The 17,793-nt window shown below is 60.9% G+C and carries 18 protein-coding genes and 1 pseudogene; 8 read left to right on the plus strand and 11 right to left on the minus strand.

Features of this window, described 5'->3' with window-relative positions; genetic code table 11:
- Nucleotides 1-2 precede the first annotated feature (2 nt).
- The 5 genes from hutG (at nucleotide 3) to mdoH (ending at nucleotide 7,103) form a co-directional block, all read left to right on the plus strand.
- Nucleotides 3-806, plus strand: coding sequence for an N-formylglutamate deformylase (hutG, locus tag AB4N41_RS10655; RefSeq protein ID WP_252877279.1), 804 nt, complete (start codon nucleotides 3-5; stop codon nucleotides 804-806).
- A 241-nt stretch (nucleotides 807-1,047) separates the two neighbouring features.
- Complete coding sequence (gene pip, locus AB4N41_RS10660) at nucleotides 1,048-2,019, plus strand: prolyl aminopeptidase (protein WP_056787286.1); 972 nt, start codon at nucleotides 1,048-1,050, stop codon at nucleotides 2,017-2,019.
- Nucleotides 2,016-2,453, plus strand: a complete 438-nt coding sequence (gene dtd / locus AB4N41_RS10665; protein WP_056787289.1) for a D-aminoacyl-tRNA deacylase — start codon at nucleotides 2,016-2,018, stop codon at nucleotides 2,451-2,453. The genes pip and dtd overlap by 4 nt, the downstream gene beginning before the upstream one ends.
- Nucleotides 2,454-2,758: 305 nt before the next feature.
- The gene (locus tag AB4N41_RS10670) at nucleotides 2,759-4,540 is read left to right on the plus strand and encodes a glucan biosynthesis protein G (protein WP_162098724.1); all 1,782 of its coding nucleotides are present in this window, start codon (nucleotides 2,759-2,761) and stop codon (nucleotides 4,538-4,540) included.
- Nucleotides 4,533-7,103 carry a glucans biosynthesis glucosyltransferase MdoH gene (mdoH, locus tag AB4N41_RS10675; RefSeq protein ID WP_460138389.1) on the plus strand — a complete coding sequence of 857 codons (2,571 nt, stop codon included), beginning with the start codon at nucleotides 4,533-4,535 and terminating at the stop codon, nucleotides 7,101-7,103. The genes AB4N41_RS10670 and mdoH overlap by 8 nt, the downstream gene beginning before the upstream one ends.
- A gap of 250 nt (nucleotides 7,104-7,353) precedes the next feature.
- On the opposite strand, the gene AB4N41_RS10680 is transcribed toward mdoH, so the two are convergent.
- From AB4N41_RS10680 to ubiE, 11 genes and pseudogenes are all read right to left on the minus strand, one after another.
- On the minus strand, nucleotides 7,354-8,226 hold the full coding sequence (locus AB4N41_RS10680; protein ID WP_370695128.1) for a methyl-accepting chemotaxis protein: 873 nt from the start codon (nucleotides 8,224-8,226) through the stop codon (nucleotides 7,354-7,356).
- Nucleotides 8,227-8,256: 30 nt separating this feature from the next.
- Nucleotides 8,257-9,270, minus strand: a pseudogene (locus tag AB4N41_RS10685) (methyl-accepting chemotaxis protein); the annotation flags it as partial.
- Nucleotides 9,271-9,476: 206 nt separating this feature from the next.
- Nucleotides 9,477-10,184: a 16S rRNA (uracil(1498)-N(3))-methyltransferase gene (locus tag AB4N41_RS10690; RefSeq protein WP_041477553.1), complete on the minus strand. Its 708-nt coding sequence runs from the start codon at nucleotides 10,182-10,184 to the stop codon at nucleotides 9,477-9,479.
- A complete protein-coding gene (gene tatC / locus AB4N41_RS10695) occupies nucleotides 10,181-10,972 on the minus strand; it encodes a twin-arginine translocase subunit TatC (RefSeq protein WP_252877281.1) in 792 nt (263 codons plus the stop codon). The genes AB4N41_RS10690 and tatC overlap by 4 nt, the downstream gene beginning before the upstream one ends.
- Nucleotides 10,969-11,412 (minus strand): Sec-independent protein translocase protein TatB, encoded by a 444-nt coding sequence (tatB, locus tag AB4N41_RS10700; protein WP_095181038.1) that lies wholly within the window; start codon nucleotides 11,410-11,412, stop codon nucleotides 10,969-10,971. The genes tatC and tatB overlap by 4 nt, the downstream gene beginning before the upstream one ends.
- 10 nt (nucleotides 11,413-11,422) lie before the next feature.
- Entirely contained in the window at nucleotides 11,423-11,704 is a 282-nt protein-coding gene (locus tag AB4N41_RS10705; RefSeq protein WP_016772073.1) for a twin-arginine translocase TatA/TatE family subunit, read from the minus strand.
- A gap of 25 nt (nucleotides 11,705-11,729) precedes the next feature.
- Complete coding sequence (locus AB4N41_RS10710) at nucleotides 11,730-12,062, minus strand: phosphoribosyl-ATP diphosphatase (protein WP_003220849.1); 333 nt, start codon at nucleotides 12,060-12,062, stop codon at nucleotides 11,730-11,732.
- A complete protein-coding gene (gene hisI / locus AB4N41_RS10715; protein WP_007899278.1) occupies nucleotides 12,055-12,456 on the minus strand; it encodes a phosphoribosyl-AMP cyclohydrolase in 402 nt (133 codons plus the stop codon). The genes AB4N41_RS10710 and hisI overlap by 8 nt, the downstream gene beginning before the upstream one ends.
- Before the next feature lie 120 nt (nucleotides 12,457-12,576).
- On the minus strand, nucleotides 12,577-14,181 hold the full coding sequence (ubiB, locus tag AB4N41_RS10720) for a ubiquinone biosynthesis regulatory protein kinase UbiB (RefSeq protein WP_024011256.1): 1,605 nt from the start codon (nucleotides 14,179-14,181) through the stop codon (nucleotides 12,577-12,579).
- Nucleotides 14,178-14,801 (minus strand): ubiquinone biosynthesis accessory factor UbiJ, encoded by a 624-nt coding sequence (locus AB4N41_RS10725; RefSeq protein ID WP_016772070.1) that lies wholly within the window; start codon nucleotides 14,799-14,801, stop codon nucleotides 14,178-14,180. The genes ubiB and AB4N41_RS10725 overlap by 4 nt, the downstream gene beginning before the upstream one ends.
- The gene (ubiE, locus tag AB4N41_RS10730; protein WP_016772069.1) at nucleotides 14,801-15,571 is read right to left on the minus strand and encodes a bifunctional demethylmenaquinone methyltransferase/2-methoxy-6-polyprenyl-1,4-benzoquinol methylase UbiE; all 771 of its coding nucleotides are present in this window, start codon (nucleotides 15,569-15,571) and stop codon (nucleotides 14,801-14,803) included. The genes AB4N41_RS10725 and ubiE overlap by 1 nt, the downstream gene beginning before the upstream one ends.
- Nucleotides 15,572-15,725: 154 nt before the next feature.
- Between ubiE and AB4N41_RS10735 the strand changes: the two genes are divergently transcribed.
- The 3 genes from AB4N41_RS10735 (at nucleotide 15,726) to AB4N41_RS10745 (ending at nucleotide 17,546) form a co-directional block, all read left to right on the plus strand.
- Entirely contained in the window at nucleotides 15,726-16,001 is a 276-nt protein-coding gene (locus tag AB4N41_RS10735) for a polyhydroxyalkanoic acid system family protein (RefSeq protein WP_150638023.1), read from the plus strand.
- Between the two features lie 230 nt (nucleotides 16,002-16,231).
- The gene (locus tag AB4N41_RS10740; RefSeq protein ID WP_076565216.1) at nucleotides 16,232-16,654 is read left to right on the plus strand and encodes a phasin family protein; all 423 of its coding nucleotides are present in this window, start codon (nucleotides 16,232-16,234) and stop codon (nucleotides 16,652-16,654) included.
- A gap of 10 nt (nucleotides 16,655-16,664) precedes the next feature.
- Nucleotides 16,665-17,546: a phasin family protein gene (locus AB4N41_RS10745; protein ID WP_252877282.1), complete on the plus strand. Its 882-nt coding sequence runs from the start codon at nucleotides 16,665-16,667 to the stop codon at nucleotides 17,544-17,546.
- Nucleotides 17,547-17,793 lie beyond the last annotated feature (247 nt).

The raw sequence follows: 17,793 nt of genomic DNA on the forward strand, positions 1-17,793 counted from the left end.
TTGTGGACAAGGTTCTGAGTTTCAAACAAGGTCGCGTGCCGCTGCTGATCAGCATGCCCCACGCCGGCGTGCGTCTGACCCCGGCGGTCGAAGCCGGGTTGATCCCCGCTGCGAAGAGTCTGCCGGACACCGACTGGCATATCCCACAGCTCTACGATTTTGCCGAGGAACTGGGCGCCAGCACCCTGGCTGCCGAGTATTCGCGTTTCGTCATCGACCTCAACCGGCCGTCCGACGACAAGCCGTTGTATGCCGGGGCAACCACCGGTTTGTACCCGGCGACGTTGTTCGACGGCATTCCGTTGTTTCAGGAAGGTCTGGAACCGTCGAAAGAGGAGCGCGCGACTTACCTGGAGCAGATCTGGACGCCGTACCATCGCACCTTGCAGCAAGAACTGGCGCGGCTGAAAGCCGAATTCGGCTACGCGCTGCTATTCGATGCGCACTCGATCCGCTCGATCATCCCGCACCTGTTCGACGGCAAGTTGCCGGACTTCAACCTCGGCACCTTCAATGGCGCCAGTTGTGATCCGCAATTGGCCAGTCAGCTGGAAACGATTTGCGCGGGGCACGAACAGTTCACCCATGTGCTCAATGGCCGCTTCAAGGGCGGACACATCACCCGCCAGTACGGCGCCCCGGCGCAGGACATCCACGCCGTGCAGCTGGAACTGTGCCAGTCCACCTACATGGAAGAGTTCGAACCGTTCCGCTACCGCGCCGACCTGGCCGAGCCGACGCGGGTGGTGCTCAGGGAATTGCTGCAGGGCTATCTGGCCTGGGCAAAATCTCACTACAGCGCCTAACCCCTGTGGGAGCGAGCCTGCTCGCGAAGGCATCCGTTCAGCCGACAACCAGGCTGAATGACACACCGCGTTCGCGAGCAGGCTCGCTCCCACAGGATCGCGTTCAGCCCGTGAGGGTGATGGCTGACAAACGGTGACAGCGCACAGGCATGCTCATTGACGCAAATCGGGTTTATGATGCCCAACGGCAGAATAATACGAGTCCCCCCAGGGATGACCTCGACCCCTTACGGAGCGCGCAATGCAGACTTTGTTTCCGCAGATCAAACCCCACGCCCGGCACGATCTGGCTGTCGATGACACCCATACACTGTACGTCGATGAAAGCGGCTCGCCGGAGGGTTTACCGGTGGTGTTCATCCACGGTGGCCCCGGCGCCGGCTGTGACGCCCAGAGCCGACGCTATTTCGATCCGAATCTGTATCGCATCGTCACCTTCGACCAGCGCGGCTGCGGTCGCTCCACCCCGCACGCCAGCCTGGAAAACAACACCACCTGGGATCTGGTCGAAGACCTTGAGCGCATCCGCAAACACCTGGGCATTGAAAAATGGGTGCTGTTCGGCGGCTCCTGGGGTTCGACCCTGGCGTTGGCCTACGCGCAAACGCACCCGGAGCGCGTGCACGGTTTGATTCTGCGCGGGATCTTCCTCTGCCGTCCGCAGGAAATCGAATGGTTCTATCAGGCCGGCGCCAGCCGTCTATTCCCGGATTACTGGCAGGACTACATCGCGCCGATCCCGCTGGACGAGCGCGACGACCTGCTCAGTGCTTTCCACAAACGCCTGACCGGCAACGACCAGATCGCCCAGATGCATGCAGCGAAGGCGTGGTCGACCTGGGAAGGGCGTACCGCGACCCTGCGGCCAAACCCGCTGGTGGTCGATCGTTTCTCCGAGCCGCAGCGCGCGCTGTCGATTGCGCGGATCGAATGCCACTACTTCACCAACAATGCCTTCCTTGAACCTAACCAGCTGATCCGCGACATGGGCAAGATCGCGCATCTGCCCGGCGTGATCATTCACGGTCGCTATGACGTGATCTGCCCGCTCGACAATGCCTGGGAATTGCACCAGGCCTGGCCGAACAGCGAATTGCAGGTGATCCGCGACGCCGGCCACGCCGCGTCCGAGCCGGGCATCACCGATGCGCTGGTGCGCGCGGCGAGCAAAATGGCCCAGCGCCTGCTCGACTTGCCACTCGAAGAAGCATGAAGGCGCTGTTACAACGCGTAAGCGGCGCGCGGGTAGAGGTCGCCGGCGAGGTAGTCGGCGCAATCGATCAGGGTTTGCTCGTGCTGGTCGCGGTAGAACCCGACGATACGCGTACCAGCGCCGACAAACTTCTGCATAAGCTGCTTAACTATCGAGTATTCAGTGACGCCGAGGGCAAGATGAATCTGTCCCTGGCGGATGTGGGTGGCGGGTTGCTGCTGGTCTCTCAGTTCACACTTGCCGCCGACACCAAAAGCGGCCTGCGCCCGAGCTTTTCCACGGCCGCACCGCCGGCACTGGGTGAGGAATTGTTCGACTATTTATTGAGCCAGGCGAAACAGGTGCATGGCACTGTGGCATCAGGTAGATTCGGCGCCGATATGCAGGTGCACCTGGTCAACGATGGCCCGGTTACCTTTTTGTTACAGACCTGACAGTGCCTGAAACACCTTTTTCGGAAATTTCGACTGTTTTTAGGCTGTTTTCGCGATAAATACTTTGTTACCCCTGATGCGTTGTCATCCGGGCTACTAGATAATCGCGCGCTGCGGGGATCGACATTCGTTGATCCGTTTTGACTTAGGTAGAGACTTGTCTGGATCCGATTGGGGAATCATTTTGCCCCGGCGGAGTCGGAACAATGCTCGCCAACCTGGCATAAAGATAGCTGGCCGTTGGTTTATTGATCTGTTTTCGGCGAGGGTTGCTCGTGATTGTTAGTCCCTGTAATGCAGCAAAAATGTCTGCCAAACGCATGCGAAGTGCTCTGGTAGCGGGTTCGGCGCTCCTGTGCCTGCTCAGCGCCGGTCAGCTTTGGGCGTTCAATCTTGACGACGTATCGGCCAAGGCCAAAGAGCTGGCCGGGCAGAAGTTCGAAGCCCCGCGCAGCAACCTGCCGAACGAATTCCGCGAAATGAAGTTCGCGGACTACCAGAAGATCCGCTTCCTCACCGAAAAGGCTGAGTGGGCCGATCAGAAGACGCCGTTCAAGCTCTCCTTCTATCACCAGGGTATGCACTTCGATACACCGGTGAAAATCAACGAAATCACCACCAATACCGTCTCGGAGATCAAATACGATCCGAGCCGCTTCGATTTCGGCGACCTGAAATTCGATCCGAAAGCCACCGAGCAACTGGGTTATGCCGGTTTCCGTGTGCTGTACCCGATCAACAAGGCCGACAAGCAAGACGAGATCATGACCATGCTCGGCGCGAGCTACTTCCGCGTCGTCGGCAAGGGCCACACCTATGGTCTGTCGGCCCGTGGTCTGGCGATCGATACCGCGCTGCCGTCGGGTGAAGAGTTCCCGCGTTTCCGCGAGTTCTGGATTCAGCAGCCCAAGCCGGGCGACAAGCACCTGGTGATCTTTGCTCTGCTCGACTCGCCGCGTGCCACTGGTGCCTACCGTTTGATCCTGCGTCCGGGCAGCGACACCATCGTCGACGTCAAGGCGCAGATGTTCCTGCGTGACAAGGTCGGCAAACTGGGCATCGCGCCGCTGACCAGCATGTTCCTGTTCGGCGCCAACCAGCCGTCGAAAGTCCTCAACTACCGTCGTGAACTGCACGACTCCAGCGGTCTGTCGATCCATGCCGGCAACGGCGAGTGGATCTGGCGCCCACTGAACAACCCGAAACACCTGGCCGTGAGCAACTTCAGCGTCGAGAACCCGCGTGGTTTCGGTCTGCTGCAGCGTGGCCGCGATTTCAGCCACTACGAAGACCTCGACGACCGCTACGACAAGCGCCCAAGCGCCTGGATCGAGCCGAAGGGCGAGTGGGGCAAGGGCACTGTCGATCTGGTAGAGATTCCGACCGCTGACGAAACCAACGACAACATCGTTGCGTTCTGGAGCCCGGAAAAAATGCCGGAGCCAGGCCAGCCGCTGGACTTCGCCTACCGTATGCACTGGACCATGGACGAAGCAGCACTCCATGCGCCGGACAGCGCCTGGGTGGCGCAGACCCTGCGTTCGACCGGTGACGTCAAGCAATCGAACCTGATCCGTCAGCCCGATGGCAGCGTGGCCTATCTGGTCGACTTCGAAGGCCCGTCGCTGGCGGCCCTGACGCCGGATGCCGACGTGCGCAGTCAGGTCAGCGTCGGTGACAACGCCGAACTGGTCGAGAACAGCGTGCGCTACAACCCGGAAACCAAGGGCTGGCGTTTGACCCTGCGGATGAAGATTAAGGATCCGAGCAAGGCAACCGAGATGCGCGCTGCTCTGGTTCAGCCGGTGGTCACCGCGGATCTGGGCAAATCGGTCCCGGCCTCCAACTCGTCGGTCGCCAAGGCTGACAAGGTTGCTGCCAAGCAACAGGAAAAACTCGACAAGGAAGCCAAGGCCGCCGAAGCCAAACAGGCTGAAGCCAAGCCTGCAGCCGACGCCAAGGACAAGGCCAACAAAGACGCCAAGCAGCCAGTCGCTGCCGACGCGGCCCCAGCCACACCGGAATCGGCGCCGACTGAAGAAGTCCTGACCGAGACCTGGAGCTATCAGTTGCCTGCCGATGAGTAATTCACCAGTAAAGTCAGAGACTCTGTCCGAGTATCTGGCGCATCTGCCGATGACCGACGAGCAACGCGCGGAACTCGCGGGTTGCCAGTCGTTCAGCGAGCTGCATGAACGCCTGTCGTCCTCGACATTCGACGCCCCTGCCGAAGCCGCCCAGGCTTCGGTGGGCAAGCGTCTGACCCTGAGCACTGCCGAAGAACTGGCTGAAGCGGAGATGCTGGTGCTCGATGCCAGCGGTCGGGTCAGCCTCAAGGCGACCCCGCCGATCCGCCGCACCAAGGTCGTGCCGGAGCCATGGCGCACCAATATCCTGGTGCGTGGCTGGCGCCGTCTGACCGGGCGCACCAACCCGCCGCAGCCGCCGAAGGACGCCAATGTCCTGCCGGCCGCGCGCTGGCGCACCGTCGGTTCGATCCGCCGCTACATCCTGTTGCTGCTGATGCTCGGCCAGACCATCGTTGCCGGTTGGTACATGAAAGGCATCATGCCGTACCAGGGCTGGTCGTTCGTCGATCTGGAAGAAGTCCTGCATCAGCCGCTGCTGCAAACCGCCACGCAAGTGCTGCCTTACGCACTGCAAACCAGCATCCTGATTCTGTTCGGGATTCTGTTCTGCTGGGTCTCGGCCGGTTTCTGGACCGCGCTGATGGGCTTCCTCGAGTTGCTCACCGGCCACGATAAATACCGTATCTCCGGGAAAAGCGCGGGTAACGAGCCGATTCCGAAAGATGCGCGTACTGCGCTGGTGATGCCGATCTGCAACGAAGACGTGCCGCGTGTATTCGCCGGTCTACGTGCGACGTTCGAGTCGGTCGCCGCCACCGGTGATCTGGATCGCTTCGACTTCTTCGTCCTCAGTGACAGTAACGACACCGATATTTGCGTCGCCGAGCAACAGGCCTGGCTGGATGTCTGCCGCGAAGCCAAAGGCTTCGGCAAGATCTTCTATCGCCGTCGTCGCCGTCGTGTGAAACGCAAGAGCGGCAACCTCGACGACTTCTGCCGTCGTTGGGGTGGTGACTACAAGTACATGGTCGTGCTCGACGCCGACTCGGTGATGAGCGGCGAGTGCCTGACCAGTCTGGTACGTCTGATGGAAGCCACGCCGGACGCCGGGATCATCCAGACCGCGCCACGTGCGTCGGGCATGGACACTCTGTATGCGCGGATGCAGCAGTTCGCCACCCGTGTGTACGGCCCGCTGTTTACCGCCGGTCTGCACTTCTGGCAGTTGGGTGAATCCCACTACTGGGGTCACAACGCGATCATCCGCATGAAGCCGTTCATCGACCACTGCGCTCTCGCGCCGTTGCCGGGTAAAGGCGCGTTCTCCGGTGCAATCCTGTCCCACGACTTCGTCGAAGCTGCGCTGATGCGCCGTGCCGGCTGGGGCGTGTGGATTGCCTACGACCTGCCGGGCAGTTACGAAGAGTTGCCGCCGAACCTGCTCGACGAGCTCAAGCGTGACCGTCGCTGGTGCCACGGCAACCTGATGAACTTCCGCCTGTTCCTGGTCAAGGGCATGCACCCGGTGCACCGCGCGGTGTTCCTCACCGGCGTGATGTCCTACCTGTCGGCGCCGTTGTGGTTCTTCTTCCTGGTGTTGTCGACCGCGCTGCTGGCGGTGAACACGCTGATGGAGCCGCAGTACTTCCTCGAACCGCGCCAGCTCTATCCGCTGTGGCCACAATGGCACCCGGACAAGGCCATCGCGCTGTTCTCGACGACCATCGTGCTGCTGTTCCTGCCGAAGCTGTTGAGCATCATCCTGATCTGGGCCAAGGGCGCGAAAGAGTTCGGCGGCAAGTTCAAGGTGACTCTGTCGATGCTCTTGGAGATGCTGTTCTCCATGCTGCTGGCGCCGGTGCGGATGATTTTCCACACCCGCTTCGTTCTCGCCGCGTTCCTCGGTTGGGCCGCGACCTGGAACTCGCCGCAGCGTGACGACGACTCGACGCCATGGAGCGAAGCGGTCAAGCGCCACGGTCCGCAGACGTTGCTGGGCTTCTTGTGGGCGCTGCTGGTGATCTGGTTGAATCCGAGCTTCCTCTGGTGGCTGGTGCCGATCGTCGGTTCGCTGATGCTGTCGATCCCGGTCTCGGTGATCTCCAGCCGTGTCGGCCTTGGTCTGAAGACCCGTGACGAGAGCCTGTTCCTCATCCCTGAGGAATACAATCCGCCACAGGCCTTGCTGGCAACCGATCAGTACACCCACGAAAACCGCTATCACGCCCTCAACGACGGCTTCGTCCGCGCCGTGGTCGATCCTCAGCAGAACGCCTTGGCGTGCTCGCTGGCGACCTCGCGTCACGGCCAGGCCGAGCCGATCGAGTGGCTGCGTCAGGAACGTGTGCGCCACGCGATCAAGGTCGGCCCGGCCGGGCTGAACAACCATGATCGTCTGCAACTGCTCAGCGACCCTGTTGCACTGGCACGTTTGCACGAGCAGGTCTGGGCCGAAGGGCTTGCCGAGTGGCTGGATGCTTGGCGCGCTTCGGTGAAAGCCGATCCGCATGCGCCGTTGCTGCCGCTGCGACCGGTGAGTTTGCAGGCTCAGCCGGCCTGATAAGAGAACCCCGCTGATTCAGCGGGGTTTTTTTATGTCCGCTGATTTGCGAACAAATCCGGATAAAGCCTAAAACCAGTGCATAGCATCCGTCGCCAAATTGGCGCGCCCGTTAACTACGACGCGCAAACCGCGCCGCTGCCTTCGCGAGCAGGCTCGCTCCCACCTTGGAATGCGTTTCCCTGTGGGAGCGAGCCTGCTCGCGAATGGCATCACCTCGGTTACAGGCGAATCGGGGTTGTGCATCAACTCAGACTTTGAAACGGCCTACCAGCATCTGCAGATGCGTGCCCAACCGCGCCAGTTCAACGCTGGACGCAGCGGTCTCTTCACTCGCCGCCGAGGTCTGATCCGACACATCGCGCACGTTCAGCACGCTGCGGTTGATCTCTTCGGCCACGGCGCTCTGCTGCTCGGCAGCGGCGGCGATCTGCTGGTTCATCGCCTGGATCGCCGAGACGGTGCGGGTGATGCTCTCCAGTGAGCCACCGGCACGCCGGGTCAGTTCGACGCTGCTGTCGGTGAGGCTGCGGCTGTTGTCCATGATCGTCGCCACTTGCTGAGTGCCGTTTTGCAGGCCGACGATCAGCTCTTCGATCTCTTCGGTGGACTTCTGGGTGCGCTGGGCGAGGCTGCGCACTTCGTCGGCAACCACGGCGAAACCACGTCCGGCTTCCCCGGCACGGGCCGCTTCGATGGCAGCGTTGAGGGCCAGCAGGTTGGTTTGTTGGGCGACAGACTTGATCACGTCGAGGACGCTGCCGATCTTGTCGCTTTCACGCTTGAGCTCGCCCATGGCTTCAGTGGAGTGACCCACCTCGATTGCCAGACGCTCGATCTGGGCGATGGCTTCGCCGACGACCTTGTCGCCTTCACGGGCCTGTTGGTCAGCGGCGACAGCGGCCTCTGAGGCTTCTTCAGCGTTGCGTGCGACTTCCTGCACGGTGGCGGCCATTTCGTTCATGGCGGTGGCGACCTGATCAGTCTCGACCTTCTGATTGTTGACCCCGGCGCTGGTCTGCTCGGTCACCGCCGAAAGTTCTTCAGCGGCGCTGGCGATCTGCGTGACCCCGTCGCTGATGCCACCGATCAACTCGCGCAGGCCCTGGGTCATGCTTTGCATCGAGCGCTGCAATTGACCGAGTTCGTCGCGACGCAGGGAAACCAGGTTGTGGGTCAGGTCGCCAGCGGCCACGCGCTCGGCGACTTTCAGGGTCTGGGTCAGCGGAATGATGATTTGCCGAGTGATCGCCCAAGCCGCAATCAGACCGAAGGCCAGTGCCAGCGCAGTGGCGATCAGCAGCATGTTCTTGGCATGGGCGGCATCGGTGTCGCGCACCACGGTTTGCGATTCGGTGAGCTTCTTGCTGGCCGCGATCAGGATGTCGCCCTGAGCCGACATGTTGGCCAGTGCGGCGGCGTTCTTGACCTGCGAATCACGGAACTGAGCGACAGCGGCGCGGTAAGCCTTGAGCGAATCGGTGGCTTGCTGCAGGTTGGCGATGTGCTGCTCTGGCACGCGGGTCGGCAGGCTTTCGAGATTCTTCAAGGCGTTGTCGATGGCGGTCAGCGCCGGTTGCTCGGCATCGGCCTTGCCGCTGTAGGTGTAACCGCGCACCTGATAGCGCGCCTGCTGCAACAGTTTGCTCAGCTCGATGACAGCGTTGTACTGCGCAACGCTGTCGCCTTGCAGCAGCGCACTTTCGACTTCGCCGACCTTGGCCACAGCATTGTCAGCGTTGGCGCCAAGCTTGCTGCGCGCATCTTCACGGTGCACGGTGGCCTGGGTCATTTCGCCGAAAGCGCGTTTGTATTCGGCAACCGCAGCCAGTTGCTGGTCGACCATCGCCACATCGGACGGCTGCTCGATCATGCCGCGTGCCGACTGCAGACCGCTTTCGAGTTTGCTGAGCAATTCATTGACCGCGCCCGGACCCTGTTCACCACGACGCATGTCGTAGTCCATGCGCGCCAGGCGCAGGTCTTTGGTCAGCTCATTGAGGCTGGAAATGAAGCCGAGCTTGTCGCCACGGCTAATGATGCCGCTCATGCCGGTCCAGCCGGTGAAAGTGATCAACAGCGTCAGCAACAGCACCAGGCCGAAACCGATGCCCAGCTTGCGTTTGACGCTGACGTTTCCAAGACTCTCGGCTAACCAACGGTACATGCGACCACTCCCTTCGGACCACTTAATTGGACTTATAGGGGTTGTATCGGCTGGGTGGTGGCAATCTGTAACGCCACTTGTCTGCGACTGTAGGGGCTTGTAGGAGCTGACGAGTGCAACGAGGCTGCGATCCTTTGATCTTGCTTTTAAAAACAAGATCAAAAGATCGCAGCCTTCGGCAGCTCCTACACAGGATCGGTGTCGCGCTAGAACAGGCGTGCGAGCAGGGCGGTGACGGCGGTTTCGACGCGCAGGATGCGCTCGCCCAATTGCACCGGTTGCAGGCCGGATTTGGCCAGCAGATCGATTTCGTAGGGAATCCAGCCACCCTCGGGGCCAATGGCCAGGGTCACCGGTTCGTTCAGGGCGCGCGGGCAGGGCGGGAAGTGGCCGGGGTGCCCGACCAGGCCGAGGGTGCCCGCGCTGATCGCCGGCAGCCGATCCTCAACGAAAGGCTTGAAGCGCTTTTCGATGACGATCTCCGGCAATACCGTATCGCGAGCCTGTTCGAGCCCGAGGATCAACTGCTCACGAATCGCTTCCGGCTCCAGAAACGGCGTCTGCCAGAAGCTTTTTTCGACGCGATAGCTGTTGACCAGAATCACCTTGGCCACACCCATGGTCGCGACGGTCTGGAACACGCGGCGCAGCATTTTCGGCCGGGGCAGGGCCAGCACCAGGGTCAGCGGCAACTTCGCCGGCGGTGGCTGGTCGAGGCTGACGCGCAGCTCCGCTTCGCCCGCTTCGAGGCGCAGCAACTCGGCCGAACCCATCAGCCCGTTGATGCGCCCGACGCGCAGGCTGTCGCCGACTTCCGAGCGATGAACTTCCTGCATGTGGGTCAGGCGCCTGTCGCGCAGGATCACGCGGTCGGCCGCAATGAAGTCGGCCTCTTCGAGCAGCAGCAGGTTCATGCCTGGGTCGCTGGCGGCTGGTCGTTGTGGTCGTCGGCCGGGGTTTCGTCCGGGCGTTCGCGCTTGCTGACCAGCGCGCCGAAGAGAATGCCGATCTCGAACAGCATCCACATCGGCACGGCCAGCAGGGTCTGCGAGAAAATGTCCGGCGGAGTGAGGATCATGCCGACTACGAAGCAGCCGATGATCACGTACGGGCGGATCTTCTTCAGGTATTTGACGTCGACCACGCCGATCCACACCAGCAGGACCACGGCCACCGGAATCTCGAACGCCACGCCGAAGGCGAAGAACAGCGTCATGACGAAATCGAGGTAGCTGACGATGTCGGTCATCATTTCCACGCCGGCCGGGGTGGCAGCGGCGAAGAACTTGAAGATCAACGGAAAGACGAAGTAATAGGCGAACGCCATGCCGATGTAGAACAGCAGGATGCTGGAGATCAGCAGCGGTACCGCAACGCGTTTTTCATGCTTGTACAGGCCCGGCGCGATAAAGCCCCAGATCTGATGCAGGATCACCGGAATCGCGAGGAATAGCGAAACCATCATGGTCAGCTTCAGCGGCGTCAGGAACGGCGACGACACGTCGGTGGCGATCATCGTCGCGCCGACCGGCAGGTACTGGCGCAACGGCGTCGAGACGAAGGTGTAGATCTGCTGGGTGAACGCGAACAGCCCGGCAAAGATAATGAAGATCGCCGCCACGCAACGCAGCAGGCGGGTGCGCAACTCGGTGAGGTGCGATACCAGCGGCATGTGCTGGTCGTTTTCCGGAAGATCGCTCATGGGGCTCGCGGCGGCAGTGTAGGGTCTTGAGGCGCTGGTGTAGTCGGCGCGGCGGAGGGCGCTACGTGTTCAACCGATGTGTCTGTGGTAACCGGCGCCGGTCCTGGCGGTGTTACAACAGGTGCAGGAGTCGGAGCGGCAGCGCTGTGAATCGTCTGCTCGCCCACAGGCTCGACCGGCGTCGGCTCCTGCTGGTTCGGATTGAAGATCTTCCGCGCCTCTTGCTCCAGCGACAGAATATGTTCGTTGTGCAGTTGCCGACGGATCTCGTCGGCACCTATTTCACGTTCAACTTCCTGTTTGATCGCGTTGAAGCTGCGCTTCAGGCGGCCGACCCACAGACCGGCGGTGCGCGCCGCGCCCGGCAGACGCTCGGGGCCGAGCACCAGCAGGGCGACGAGGCCGACGAGCAGCAGTTCAGAGAAGCTGATACCAAACATTAGTCAGTGCTCACACGTCTTTGCGGATCGGCTCTTCGACTTTTTGCGCCTGCACGTCGATGGTGTGCGGCGGGTTGGCCTGAGCGGTGGTTTGCGGCTGCACCGGTGGCACAGGCTGGGCCGGCGGGGTCACGCTCGGTTCGGCCGGTTTTTCGTCGTCGTTCATGGCTTTGCGAAAGCCCTTGATCGATTCGCCAACGTCGGTGCCGAGGTTTTTCAGTTTTTTGGTACCGAACACCAGCACCACGACAATCAGAATGACGACCCAGTGTTTCCAGTCAAAAATGCCCATGTGGCGATTCCTCTCTAAAAGTTGTTCAGGCGGACGGACGCGAGGCTTTCTCGACGTGTCCGGACAGGCCGAAGCGACGGTCCAGTTCATCCAGCACGGCCTGCGGATGCTGCCCCAGTTGGGCGAGCATGACCATGCTGTGGAACCACAGGTCGGCGGTCTCGTAGATCACATCACTGCAATCGCCGCTGATGGCGGCATCCTTGGCGGCAATAATGGTTTCGACCGACTCTTCGCCGACTTTCTCCAGAATCTTGTTCAGCCCCTTGTGATACAGGCTGGCGACATACGAACTGTCGGCGGCTGCGCCTTTGCGCTCTTCAAGTACCTGAGCGAGGCGGGTCAGGGTGTCACTCATGTGTGTGTCCTGCGGAATAGATAGCGTGCGGGTCTTTCAGTACCGGATCGACCGTTTTCCAGTCGCCGTTTTCGAAGACCCGGTAAAAGCAGCTTTGACGGCCGGTGTGGCAGGCGATGTCGCCGATCTGTTCAACCATCAGGATGATCACGTCGGCATCACAGTCCAGGCGCATTTCATGCAGGGTCTGCACATGGCCGGACTCTTCGCCCTTGCGCCACAGCTTGCCACGGGAACGTGACCAGTAGATTGCACGATTCTCCGCAGCGGTCAGTTCCAGCGCTTCGCGGTTCATCCAGGCCATCATCAATACGCGCCCGGTCTTGTGATCCTGGGCAATCGCCGGCACCAGGCCGTCAGCATCCCACTTGATCTCGTCCAGCCAGTTTTTCATCGTCAAATCTCGAAAAGCAGCAGCAAGCCATGAGCTTCGAGCTGCAAGTAAACGCACGTTGCGGTGTGCCAGTAGCGTCAAGCTTGGAGCTGGCAGCTTATAACTTGCAGCTCAATCGTGCTATCGGCGAACGACCAGATACAAACCGACCGCGATCATGATTCCGGCGGGCCAGTGCGCCCACTCGGTCAGCGGACCACCCGCAGCGAGGATCGCGCCGCCGGCCAGATGCGCGCAGCCGAGCAGGCGCAGGAACCAGTCGTCCTTGCGTTTGCGCCACGGCGGCGGTGGGTCTTTGGCGTGGGGTTGCGACATGCGTTCGAGCAGATCGCGGGCCATGTTCGACAGGTGCGGAATCTGCTCCAGCTGGCTCTGCACGTTGCCCAGCAAGGCTTTCGGGCTGACGCGTTCGCGCATCCAGCGCTCGAGAAACGGCTGCGCGGTGTTCCACAGATCCAGATCCGGATACAACTGACGGCCGAGGCCTTCGATGTTCAGCAAGGTCTTCTGCAACAGCACCAGTTGCGGCTGCACTTCCATGTTGAAGCGGCGTGCGGTCTGGAACAGGCGCATCAGCACCTGGCCAAATGAAATATCTTTTAACGGTTTTTCGAAGATCGGTTCGCACACCGTACGGATCGCTGCTTCGAATTCGTTGAGTTTGGTTTCCGCCGGCACCCAGCCCGAGTCGATGTGCAGTTGCGCCACACGACGGTAGTCACGCTTGAAGAAGGCGAACAGGTTGCGCGCCAGATAGTCCTGGTCTTCCGGGGTCAGGCTGCCGACGATGCCGCAGTCGATCGCGATGTATTGCGGGCTCCACGGATTGACGGTGCTGACGAAAATGTTGCCCGGGTGCATGTCGGCGTGGAAGAAGCTGTCGCGGAACACTTGAGTGAAGAAAATCTCCACGCCACGCTCGGCGAGCATTTTCATGTCGGTGCGCTGGTCAGCGAGGGTCGCCAGATCGGTGACCTGAATGCCGTAAATGCGCTCCATGACCAGCACTTTCGGCCGGCACCAGTCCCAATAGACTTGCGGTACATAAAGCAGCTGCGAGCCTTCGAAGTTGCGGCGCAACTGGCTGGCGTTGGCCGCCTCGCGCAACAGATCGAGTTCGTCGTAAATGGTTTTTTCGTAGTCCTGCACCACATCGACCGGGTGCAGCAGGCGCGCGTCAGCGGAGAACTTCTCGGCGGCGCGGGCGAGGATGAACAGCCACGCCAGATCCTGCGCGATGATCGGTTTCAGGCCCGGGCGAATGACCTTGACCACGACTTCTTCGCCGCTTTTGAGCTGCGCCGCATGCACCTGCGCCACCGAGGCCGAGGCCAGCGGGGCGACGTCGAAACGGCTGAACACTTCGCTGATTTTCTTGCCCAGCTGTTCTTCGATCAGCTTGATCGACACTTGCGAATCGAACGGCGGTACGCGGTCCTGCAAGAGCATCAGCTCATCGGCGATGTCCTCCGGCAGCAGGTCACGGCGGGTTGAAAGGATCTGCCCGAACTTGATGAAGATCGGCCCCAGATCCTGCAACGCCAGACGCAAGCGCGCGCCACGGTTGAGCTCCAGCGGCTTGCGCGGCAGCCAGCGCCACGGCAGCAAAAAGCGCACGGCCAGAAGGAACCAGGGCAGTGGCAGATCGAACAGCAGGTCATCGAGGCGGTAGCGGATCACGACGCGCTGGATGCGCAACAGACGGCGGACGGCAAGCAGCTTCATGCGTTATCGCTTGGGTCGAGGGATCGGGAAAGGCGCTCGAAACGCGCCTCGAGTCGTTCCAGATCAAGTTTGATCCGGTCCAGTTCGCTGAATCGCGCTTCGGCTTCACGCTGCCCGACAAGGGTGCGCGATTCTTCGGCGAGGTATTCGGCAAGATTCTGGTTGAGGCTGGCAAATCCTTGTTGATACCAGCGTGCGCGGCTGCGCAGATGGCCACCGAGCAATTGCGTGGCGACCGGACCGAGCCAGCGCGAGAGTTCGTACTCCCAGTCCAGCTCAAGATCCTGCAGTACGCCGGCCAGCTCCAGCAGCACGCCGCTGTCGCCATCGAGCTCGACTTCCGGCGCGTGCAGCACGGCGGTCTTGTCCTTGCTCAGGGCCAGTTTCACCAGGCTCGATGCCGGTGCGCGCAACGTGCAATCGACATCCGCTGCCCACTGCGAGGCGAGCATCAAGCCTTCGTCGCTGGGCAGGATGAACAGTTGCAGCGCCGGGCTGCGGCAGTCGACGGCAATCACCTTGCCGGTCAGATGCGCCAGGCGCGGCAGCGCCGTGCTGTCGAGACGCAGCACCCGGTTGAGGCCGAGTTCGACGCTGGCGAGCAGCCCGGTGAGCAACATCAGGGTTTGATGCCGCGGTGCAGGGCGACGATGCCTGCGGTCATGTTGTGATAGGTCACGCGGTCGAAACCGGCCTCGACCATCATCGACTTCAGGGTTTCCTGATTCGGGTGCATGCGGATCGATTCGGCCAGGTAGCGATAGCTTTCCGAGTCATTGGTGATCAGCTTGCCCATCAGCGGCATGAAGGCGAACGAGTAGGCGTCGTAGGCTTTGGACATCAGCGCGTTGGTCGGCTTGGAGAATTCCAGCACCAGCAGGCGGCCGCCGGGCTTGAGCACGCGCAGCATCGAACGCAACGCGTCCTCTTTGTGCGTGACGTTGCGCAGGCCGAAGGCGATGGTCACGCAGTCGAAATGGTTGTCCGGGAATGGCAGTTTTTCCGCGTCGGCCTGGACGAATTCGACGTTGCCGGCAACGCCCAGATCGAGCAGACGATCACGGCCGACCTTGAGCATCGACTCGTTGATGTCGGCCAGCACGACCTGGCCGGTCGGGCCGACGAGGTTCGAGAACTTGCGGGTCAGGTCGCCGGTGCCACCAGCGATGTCGAGCACGCGGTTGCCGCTGCGCACGCCGGAAAGCTCGATCGCGAAACGCTTCCACAGACGGTGCATGCCGCCCGACAGAAGGTCGTTCATCAGGTCGTATTTCGCGGCTACGGAATGGAAAACCTCAGCGACTTTTTCCGCTTTCTGGCTTTCCGGAACGTTTTTGAAGCCGAAGTGAGTGGTGGGTTCGGCATCGCTGCCTTTGCGCTGATCAGTCATATCGCTGTCACCAAAAGAGAATGCGCGACATTCTAATCCCCAAGCCATGCTTTGTCTTGGAATGGCTAAAGGTAAGATGGGCAACCTTCGGGACGATTTGCCGCAGATGCGGTCAAGATTCAACGTAAGCCATTCAATCATCAGGAGTCATTCCATGGCCAAAATCAGTGTTGAGCGCGCCCACACCCTGGGCAAGGAAGCCGCCCGCGAAAAGGCCGACAAACTGGCCACAAAGCTCAATGAACAATACGGCTTGGAGCCGCAATGGTCAGGCGACACCCTGAACCTCAAGCGCTCCGGCGTGAAAGGCGAAGTGCATGTGGCGGACGATTCGATCAGGGTCGACGTCGAACTGGGCCTGATGATGTCGGCCATGAGCGGCATGATCAAAGCCGAGATCGAGAAAGCCCTCGACAAAGCCCTGGCCTGATTTTCAGATTGAAATCCAATCCCCTGTGGGAGCGAGCCTGCTCGCGAAAGCGTTCTTTCAGTCAAATTATCCGTGATTGACAAACCGCTTTCGCGAGCAGGCTCGCTCCCACATTTGTTCTGTGATGCTCCCGCTGGTTAGGGTGCCCTTTCTAATTTTTCTCCCTACTTTGTGCCTGAGCCCGACACTCGTCCGGCAGTTCCTCAAACCTTCTGCGCGTGAGGTGCACCATGGCCAAAGTCATTTTGAAGAAAAAAATCGACGCTCCGACTTCCACTCTGAGCGACGTCAAATCCTATGCCCGCAAGATCTGGCTGGCAGGCCTGGGCGCCTACACCAAGGTCGGCCAGGAGGGCAGCGAGTACTTTCAAGAGCTCGTCGCCGCCGGTCAAACTGTTGAAAAGAAAGGCAAAAAAGCCGTCAGCGAAAAACTCCATGCGGCCAACGCCGAGATCGACGACGCGGCCACGCAGGTCAGCTCGTTCAAGGGTCGCGTTGAAGTTCAGCTCGACAAGGTCGAGAAGGCCTTCGACAACCGTGTGGCCAGCGCCTTGAATCGGATCGGCATTCCGTCTAAACATGACGTTGAGGCACTCTCTGCTAAGCTCGATGAGCTGACGGCATTGCTCGAACGCGTCGCGCGAAAATCTTAAGGAGAACGGGATGGCTGGCAAAAAGAACACCGATAAAGAAAGCAGCTCGTGGGTCGGGAAGGTCGAGTCCTACTCCCGCAAAATCTGGCTGGCTGGTTTAGGCGTGTACTCGAAGATCGACACTGACGGCAGCAAACTCTTCGATGCATTGGTCAAAGACGGCGAGAAAGCCGAGAAGCTCACCAAGACTGCCGTCGGCAAGAAAGTCGAGGATTCGACCTCTTCGGCCAAGTCGCGTATCAGCGGCGTGAAAGATCGCGCACTGGGCAAGTGGGACGAGCTGGAAGGGGCTTTCGACAAGCGCCTGAACAGCGCGATTTCGCGCCTGGGTGTGCCGAGCCGCAATGAGGTCAAGGCGCTCAACGCCAAGGTCGATACGCTGACAAAGCAGATCGAAAAACTCACCGGTCTGAAAGCTCAGCCCGTAGCGGCGAAAACCGCTGCGGCGAAACCTGCCAGTAAAACTGCAGCGGCCAAACCTGCGGCGAAAACCGCAGCCAAGCCACTGGCCAAAGCGGCGGCAAAACCGGCTGCGAAAGCTGCGGCAAAAACTGCAGCCGCCAAGCCTGCGGCCAAAGCGGCAGCCAAACCGGTTGCCGCCAAAGCAGCAGCAAAACCTGCGGCTAAAGCAGTAGCAAAACCAGCGGCCAAGCCAGCAGCGAAAACTGCTGCCGCCAAACCCGCTGCGAAGCCTGCGGCCAAACCGGCTGCGGCGAAAAAGCCAGCAGTGAAAAAGCCGGCCGCGCCGAAAGCCGCTGCGCCGAAACCGGCCGCCGCACCATCGACTGCGCCAACAGCTCTGGCCAACGCGGCAAACTCCGCTGCGGCACCCACGGCAGCAGCTACTCCGACTGCGGCATCGACACCGTCGACGCCATCCAGTCAGTCCTGATTTCAGGGCAAATCAAAAACGCCCGGCCTGTGAAGGTCGGGCGTTTTTGTTTGTGCATTCCAAGCGGCCCCTCACCCCAGCCCTCTCCCCAAGGAGAGGGAGCCGACCGAGGTGTCCTGCGTCATACGTCGACCTCAACAAATCGAGTCGATTATCGATTCAAAGAAGCTCGCTCAGGTCGGCGTAGCTCGCGAACATCCCCCAATCAGTCCCCTCTCCCCTCCGGGAGAGGGTTAGGGTGAGGGGC

The organism is Pseudomonas sp. S2_A10 (assembly GCF_054668465.1).

Excerpts from the sequence above, each read along its gene's own strand:
- pip (WP_056787286.1), top strand. The coding sequence starts at position 1,048 with ATGCAGACTTTGTTTCCGCAGATCAAACCCCACGCCCGGCACGATCTG.
- dtd (WP_056787289.1), top strand. The coding sequence starts at position 2,016 with ATGAAGGCGCTGTTACAACGCGTAAGCGGCGCGCGGGTAGAGGTCGCC.
- AB4N41_RS10670 (WP_162098724.1), top strand. The coding sequence starts at position 2,759 with ATGTCTGCCAAACGCATGCGAAGTGCTCTGGTAGCGGGTTCGGCGCTC.
- mdoH (WP_460138389.1), top strand. The coding sequence starts at position 4,533 with ATGAGTAATTCACCAGTAAAGTCAGAGACTCTGTCCGAGTATCTGGCG.
- AB4N41_RS10680 (WP_370695128.1), bottom strand. The coding sequence starts at position 8,226 with ATGCAAAGCATGACCCAGGGCCTGCGCGAGTTGATCGGTGGCATCAGC.
- AB4N41_RS10690 (WP_041477553.1), bottom strand. The coding sequence starts at position 10,184 with ATGAACCTGCTGCTGCTCGAAGAGGCCGACTTCATTGCGGCCGACCGC.
- tatC (WP_252877281.1), bottom strand. The coding sequence starts at position 10,972 with ATGAGCGATCTTCCGGAAAACGACCAGCACATGCCGCTGGTATCGCAC.
- tatB (WP_095181038.1), bottom strand. The coding sequence starts at position 11,412 with ATGTTTGGTATCAGCTTCTCTGAACTGCTGCTCGTCGGCCTCGTCGCC.
- AB4N41_RS10705 (WP_016772073.1), bottom strand. The coding sequence starts at position 11,704 with ATGGGCATTTTTGACTGGAAACACTGGGTCGTCATTCTGATTGTCGTG.
- AB4N41_RS10710 (WP_003220849.1), bottom strand. The coding sequence starts at position 12,062 with ATGAGTGACACCCTGACCCGCCTCGCTCAGGTACTTGAAGAGCGCAAA.
- hisI (WP_007899278.1), bottom strand. The coding sequence starts at position 12,456 with ATGAAAAACTGGCTGGACGAGATCAAGTGGGATGCTGACGGCCTGGTG.
- ubiB (WP_024011256.1), bottom strand. The coding sequence starts at position 14,181 with ATGAAGCTGCTTGCCGTCCGCCGTCTGTTGCGCATCCAGCGCGTCGTG.
- AB4N41_RS10725 (WP_016772070.1), bottom strand. The coding sequence starts at position 14,801 with ATGTTGCTCACCGGGCTGCTCGCCAGCGTCGAACTCGGCCTCAACCGG.
- ubiE (WP_016772069.1), bottom strand. The coding sequence starts at position 15,571 with ATGACTGATCAGCGCAAAGGCAGCGATGCCGAACCCACCACTCACTTC.
- AB4N41_RS10735 (WP_150638023.1), top strand. The coding sequence starts at position 15,726 with ATGGCCAAAATCAGTGTTGAGCGCGCCCACACCCTGGGCAAGGAAGCC.
- AB4N41_RS10740 (WP_076565216.1), top strand. The coding sequence starts at position 16,232 with ATGGCCAAAGTCATTTTGAAGAAAAAAATCGACGCTCCGACTTCCACT.
- AB4N41_RS10745 (WP_252877282.1), top strand. The coding sequence starts at position 16,665 with ATGGCTGGCAAAAAGAACACCGATAAAGAAAGCAGCTCGTGGGTCGGG.